Below are 6,511 nucleotides of genomic sequence, written 5' to 3' on the forward strand. Positions count from 1 at the left end.
ACTCTCTACAGGAATGCTAAAGGGCAGCATTCCTGTAATGAAGAAATATGAGGTTTGAAAATAAAAAAGCCCCTTGGTAAGATATGAGTGTCCAAAGCTTGGCGGCAAAAAGGACACAAACATAATTACCAGGAGGCTATTTAAATGAATTATAACCAAAATGAAAAGATTGCTCAAATTACTTCTCAAACATTAATTATAGGCGTTGATATTGCTAAATACAAGCATGTGGCAAGAGCCCAAGACTTTAGAGGCTTAGAATTTTCGGCACCTTTATACTTTGAAAATACAAATTCTAGCTTTAACTGTTTCATAGAGTGGAGATAAAAAGTTAATGGATCAAAACAAAATGGAAAAAGTGATTGTAGGAATGGAGCCGACAGGTCACTATTGGCTTAATTTAGCTCACTTCTTTATGGGGAAAAATATCAAGTTTGTAGTTGTAAATCCTATGCATGTAAAGAAGAGTAAAGAGTTAGATGATAATTCTCCAACTAAAAATGATGTAAAGGATGCAAGAGTTATCGCACAGATGGTCAAAGACGGGAGATATGCTGAACCTAATATTCCACAAGGAGTATATGCAGAACTTCGTGTGGCTAGAAAAATACGTGATCTCCTATCTGTTGATCTTCAAGCAGTTCAAGGGCAAGTCCATAATTGTATAGACCGCTATTTTCCAGAGTTCCTTACGGTCTTTAAAGATTGGGAAGGTAAATCTGCTATACAATTATTAAAACTAAATTTATTGCCACATGAGTTAGTAGATCTCCCTGAACAAGAGATACTAGTACATCTTCGAAAAGCCGTTAAACGTGCAGTTGGGCTCAGTAAAATAAAAGAACTAAAGAATGTTGCAGTTGCTTCAATTGGCATTCGGGAAGGTTCTGATATGGCTAAGTTAGAGCTTCGCACTTTAATAGACAAATATTAACTAATAAATGAAAAGTTCGAAGAACTGGAATCTAACATAGATAAACTTCTTGAACAAATTCCAGGTGTTGAACAAATGTTGGCTATTAAGGGAATAGGGAAAGACACGGTTGCAGGCTTATTTTCAGAGGTAGGAGACCTAAGATACTATTCCCACCCAAGGCAGATTATCAAACTAGCTGGGCTTAGTCTTAAGGAAAATACATCAGGAAAGCACAAAGGACAAACCAAAATTACCAAGAGAGGAAGGAAGACTCTACGAGCTCTCCTCTTCCGAGTTGCAATGCCTTTGGTGGCTAAAAATACTGCTTTTAAGGCTTTACATGAGTATTTTACAAAACGCCCAAATAATCCTTTGAAGAAGATGCAATCTCTATTCGCAATATGTAATAAACTCATACGCATTCTGTTTACCATCGGTAAAAAGCAGTGTGAATTCAGTGAAGAACGTATGTTAAGTGACATTCCTCATATGGCAGCAATACAGATTGCAGTAGCTTTATTTTCTTTTCATTGATATTAATTACTGGGTTAATTGTTATAAACATTTGAAGCACGGATTAGTCAGTAAAACAACTAAAGTACGGGCAAGGACCCTGTCGGGCAGCATGACTGACATCCACCTCATGGAAAGGTTGGACGAAGGAATTTTGGAGCAAAGACTCTGTGAGAAATGGGAGGGTTGACCTCCATGAGAAATGTGGAGATCCACAAGTGCGACCATACTTTACCTAAATATCCACCTTTTGGATAAGGTTGGTTTGGTAGCTATTAATCGTTTTTTCACTTTGTACCCAAAATTATACTTTAGTACACAACTCTTCCAATATTCAAATGAATTTTAAAACAGACTACTGCGTAATTCGGAGAAAACAAGAGAAATCGGGAGATTTACCTTTCTATATAGAGGGAGGTTCGTTATATAAAAAACAGACAGAAAAAAATTATTTCTGTCTGTTCTGATTCTTAGAATGAGTATGATTCTCCGTCATCTGGCACCAAAACATTTGATGAGATTCCATTTTCATTAATGAAACTTTTCAATGCTTCTCTCGATAATGTCCAATGATTGACAGCTTCCATATGAACAGAAATAATGTTTGCATTAGGGGCAGTTTTGTAAACTTCATAGATGTCTTCTTTCCCCATAACTAGCGAACCACCTTGTAGGAATTGATTATCTCCACCGTTTACAACAATTATTTCTGGGTTATGTGTTGCAATTACTTCTTGGACCGATTCATACCAAACTGTATCTCCAGCAACATATAAAGTTTTCTCATTTGTGTGCTTGAAGACAACACCACACACTAGACCAGCAAGCTTTAATATTTCTCCTCTTCCGTGCTCGCCTTTTGTTTTGATTAATTGGATACCTTCAAAAACTGTATCTTCTTTTAGAACCTCTACATTTTGAAACCCATCGTTTCTAATTATTCCAGCATCTTCTTCATTTTGTACAAACATTTTTATATCTTTTGGCAAAACTTTTTTGGCGGCATCATCATAGTGATCTAAGTGTAGATGAGTTACAATAACAGCATCAACATTATTGATAATATCGTCAATGGAGGTTGGTAAACTGACTAAAGGATTATTTTGATCTTGCCTTAATGAATTGGGAAAGGGCGGATAAGTACCTTTCTCAGACAAAAATGGATCTATTAAAAACTTCTTCCCTGCATATTGGACAACTAATGTTGCATTACGAATTAATTGTATATTCATATTCTTTAGCTCCTTTTTTTTAATGTACATATAGTTTATAATAGGACCGCTTTATACTTACATAGATAAAATCAAGTCTTTTTGCGGTTTCACTTGATTATTGAAAGGAATTGAATAAATGTTAGATAGCACGGATATGCGAATCATAGATGAACTTTCCAAGAACAGCCGTATTACGATGAAGGAATTGGGTGAAAAAGTCCATTTGACTGGACAGGCTGCTTCAGCCAGGGTTGCGAAGTTAGAGGATAAAGGGATTATTGAGGGGTATAGCATTAAAGTCAATCAAGCAAAAATGGGGTATTCTGTTCACGCAATTATACATATTTATACGAAAAGCACGAACCATCAACCTTATTTGTCGTTCGTTATAAAACAAGAACATTACGTCATAAACAATTACAAAATCAGTGGAGAAAGTTGTTATCTTCTCGAATGCCAATTTCCATCCAATGAAATATTAGATGAATTTTTGACAGGCCTAAGTAATTATGTGAGCTATAAATTATCGATTGTAATTAGTAAATAATACATCAATACAAATGAATTTAATAAATTAATTCACATAAACTACCGGGGGCTTAAGTTTAAAAAATGGTTGCTGCGCAGCCTTTTTTCTTGTCCCACTGACAGTTCAGGGAGTTTAAGAATGATTGTATTACAGAGAGCCAAAGTAGCCTTAATATTCTTTCTAATTAACACTATTCCATTAATAATCTCCATTGTTTCCGGTAAAATGATATGCTATATTATCAACATGACTTATTAAAGAGATTTAATAAGTTTTTTGATTGATACTTATTAAAGTTCTTTAATAAGTCCATTTTAATAGGCGGTGACCCTTATGAACACGACTCCAAAATCGATGGGGAAGGAAATCCTTCGCGGTATTCGTAAATCTCTTTTAGAACTTGGCAGTGCAACAAAAGTTGAACTTAGCGATAAATTAGAAATTAGTTTCCCTACCATAAGTAAACTCTTAACCCAGATGGAAAAGGACGGTGAACTGATTTCAGTTGGTCTTGATGATTCGAGTGGTGGAAGAAGGGCAAAAAGATATACATATAATCCAGAGTATATGTTAGGTTTGGCATTCTTTTTAGAGAGGACAGAGACAAATTATATTGTTTTTAACTGTTTAGGTGAAGTGAAGGATGTTGGAAAAACCTCAAGTCTCTTAGTGGATGTAGATTTAAGATTACTAACCGAATGTGTTGAAGAGATACTGGAGAACTATCCAAAAATCAGTTCTATAGCCATTGGGGTTCCTGGTTCCGTAGATAATGGACGGATTATTTATATACCAGGGTATGAACACCTTCAAAACTTCGATTTGAAGGGATACTTGGAAAGTCGTTTCTCAATACCTGTTGTTATAGAGAACGATATGAATGCGGCGGTGCTTGGATATCACGACAGTATGGGAAATAAGAAAGATAAATCCCTTGTTTATTTATATTCAGGTCAAAATGGTCCAGGTGCTGGAATTATGGTAAATGGAGTCGTGGTACGAGGCAGCACTAATTTTTCAGGAGAGGTTTCATTCGTTCCACAGTACGATAACCAAAATTTTGGCCAGGCTTTGCAAAATGAAAACAGGCCTAAGGCAGCATTTATATGTGAGGAATATGAGATTGACGCCATTAGCAGATTAGTAGCTTCTTTTGTAGCTATTATTAATCCTTATACCATTATTTTTTGCGATGATGAAGTCAACCAATTTATCCTAGACCAAATTTTAGACCGAAGCGCAAAGTATATTCCAGCAGAGCATCTTCCAGAACTTATAATGAGTGATTGGAAACAAGATTATTTATTTGGATTACAAAGTCTTGGCCTTGATCTCATGATCACCGGAATAAACAGCCAAGACAAATCAATACCTATTATAAAAAATTAAAAGGCGGGGTTATAATGGCTACATTCTTTTTAGTAATTATCTACATGGCTTTTATCAGCTTAGGTTTACCTGATTCATTGTTGGGAGTGTCATGGTCTTTGATGCAATCGGAACTTGGAGCTCACTTTGAGACAGCCGGTTTGCTTTTTATGACAATCGCTGGAGGAACGATCATTTCCAGTTTTGCTAGTGGAGTTGTACTTAAACGCTTCGGAACGGGCATTGTCACATTTTTCAGTTGTTTAATGACTGCTGGAGCACTGCTTGGGTTTCAATTTGCTCCTTCGCTTTTTTGGTTATTTATTTTTGCCATACCACTTGGATTAGGTGCAGGTGCAGTTGATTCGGGATTAAACAATTATGTAGCGACACATTACAAAGCACACCACATGAGTTGGCTTCATTGTTTTTGGGGAGTTGGGGCTACACTTGGTCCCATTATTATGGTTCAGTTTATTTCAGGGCAACATTCTTGGAGAAACGGGTATCTTGCCATTGCTGGTCTGCAGTTTGTATTAGTTGTCATTTTTTTCTTCACTTTGCCTTTATGGAATAAGGTTAGAGGAAACAGCATTGAGATATCTAATGAGACAGAAAATACAGATGATGGATTACATGGAGGAGATGCTAAAAACCGAAAACCTTTGCAAATTAGGGGAGTTAAGCTAGCTTTGATATCTTTCTTGTTTTATTGTGGTGCAGAGGCAACGATGGGACTTTGGGGAAGTAGTTTCCTGGTAAATGTTAAAGAATTATCCGTAGATGCAGCGGCAAAATGGGTTTCCTTGTATTACGCGGGTATCACAATCGGAAGATTTATTACAGGCTTTATTACCTTGAAAATAAGTAACCGTACGCTCATTCGGGTAGGGCAAATAATAGCATTAGCTGGTGCCGCATTCCTACTCCTACCATTGCCGTCGACTTTCTCGCTTGTCGGTTTTATTATGGTTGGATTAGGATTGGCACCGATATTTCCGTGTATGTTGCATGAAACGCCAACACGATTTGGGCAGGAACATTCCCAAACAATCATGGGGTATCAAATGGCCGTTGCTTATACAGGTAGTACGTTCCTGCCGCCACTTCTTGGTTTCATTGCAGCACACTCGACAATAGGAATCTTCCCATTTGTCATTGCAGGTTTTATTGCAATAATGCTCTTGGGTTCAGAAAAATTAAATATCAAATTGAATAGAAACAATTTATTAAGTGTAAAAAAGAAAAACTCCACAGTAATTTAATGTATAAAGGGTTATCCTTATTCAGTAATCTGCTATTAATTGAAGAAGAATGGATTCCAGAAGATCGCCATTAGAGTCGATCTTTTTTCTTTGTCACTGTTTCAGATAAAAGAGTTACTATTTGAAGCACTGGAACCCAATGTATTGTGATAATATTTTATGAATTGGAAAACAATAGTGCTTAGGAAAGGAGGGATTGAGAATGTCTGTGAAAAATTGGTTAACTGGATTGGTCGTTATGCTTGCGATGATTGTGGTTATGACAACTCCAGCCTCACTAGATGTATTCGCTGAATCCGGCGTCGTAACACAGCCTGTTGAGACAGTGAAAGCGATTGAGGTCGAGTTGAACGATGATTACTTTAATCCGAAAGTCATCACTATTCCGAATGGAAGAACGACAAAGTTGATATTGAAAAACCAAGGTAAGAAAGAGCACACCTTCACAGTGGAAAAGCTCAGTATTGACACCGAAGTCCAGCCGGGAAAAGAAAAAACCATTACCGTGAAACCGAAAAATCCCGGTACATATGACTTGATATGTAGGTACCATTTCAAGGAAGGTATGGCTGGAAAAGTAATTGTCAAATAACAAGCAGGGCCAATCGGCCTTGCTTGTTTAATAGGCAACACTGTAATGATTCACAATTTTCATTTTAAAAACAGCCAGTTTATCTAACTGGCTGTTTCAGACTGTCGACAAATC

General features: G+C 36.7%; 5 protein-coding genes and 1 pseudogene. 5 read left to right on the forward strand and 1 reads right to left on the reverse strand.

The annotated features are described in order from the left end of the window. Window positions 1–144: 144 nt before the first annotated feature. Window positions 145–1,450, forward strand: a pseudogene (locus J7E77_RS11280) (IS110 family RNA-guided transposase). A 449-nt stretch (window positions 1,451–1,899) separates the two neighbouring features. Here the strand turns inward: J7E77_RS11280 and J7E77_RS11285 are convergent. After that, window positions 1,900–2,661: an MBL fold metallo-hydrolase gene (locus tag J7E77_RS11285; protein ID WP_214714364.1), complete on the reverse strand. Its 762-nt coding sequence runs from the start codon at window positions 2,659–2,661 to the stop codon at window positions 1,900–1,902. A 118-nt stretch (window positions 2,662–2,779) separates the two neighbouring features. Between J7E77_RS11285 and J7E77_RS11290 the strand changes: the two genes are divergently transcribed. The 4 genes from J7E77_RS11290 (at window position 2,780) to J7E77_RS11305 (ending at window position 6,397) form a co-directional block, all read left to right on the forward strand. Next, window positions 2,780–3,190: an Lrp/AsnC family transcriptional regulator gene (locus tag J7E77_RS11290; RefSeq protein WP_214714366.1), complete on the forward strand. Its 411-nt coding sequence runs from the start codon at window positions 2,780–2,782 to the stop codon at window positions 3,188–3,190. A 315-nt stretch (window positions 3,191–3,505) separates the two neighbouring features. After that, entirely contained in the window at window positions 3,506–4,561 is a 1,056-nt protein-coding gene (locus J7E77_RS11295) for an ROK family transcriptional regulator (protein WP_214714368.1), read from the forward strand. A gap of 14 nt (window positions 4,562–4,575) precedes the next feature. Next, the gene (locus J7E77_RS11300) at window positions 4,576–5,805 is read left to right on the forward strand and encodes an MFS transporter (protein WP_214714370.1); all 1,230 of its coding nucleotides are present in this window, start codon (window positions 4,576–4,578) and stop codon (window positions 5,803–5,805) included. A 202-nt stretch (window positions 5,806–6,007) separates the two neighbouring features. After that, on the forward strand, window positions 6,008–6,397 hold the full coding sequence (locus J7E77_RS11305; RefSeq protein WP_214714372.1) for a cupredoxin domain-containing protein: 390 nt from the start codon (window positions 6,008–6,010) through the stop codon (window positions 6,395–6,397). The last annotated feature ends 114 nt before the right edge of the window (window positions 6,398–6,511 follow it).

The organism is Bacillus sp. ISL-77, from assembly GCF_018613105.1.

Coding starts and splice junctions, on each gene's coding strand:
- J7E77_RS11285 (WP_214714364.1), bottom strand. CDS start 2,661: ATGAATATACAATTAATTCGTAATGCAACATTAGTTGTCCAATATGCA.
- J7E77_RS11290 (WP_214714366.1), top strand. CDS start 2,780: ATGTTAGATAGCACGGATATGCGAATCATAGATGAACTTTCCAAGAAC.
- J7E77_RS11295 (WP_214714368.1), top strand. CDS start 3,506: ATGAACACGACTCCAAAATCGATGGGGAAGGAAATCCTTCGCGGTATT.
- J7E77_RS11300 (WP_214714370.1), top strand. CDS start 4,576: ATGGCTACATTCTTTTTAGTAATTATCTACATGGCTTTTATCAGCTTA.
- J7E77_RS11305 (WP_214714372.1), top strand. CDS start 6,008: ATGTCTGTGAAAAATTGGTTAACTGGATTGGTCGTTATGCTTGCGATG.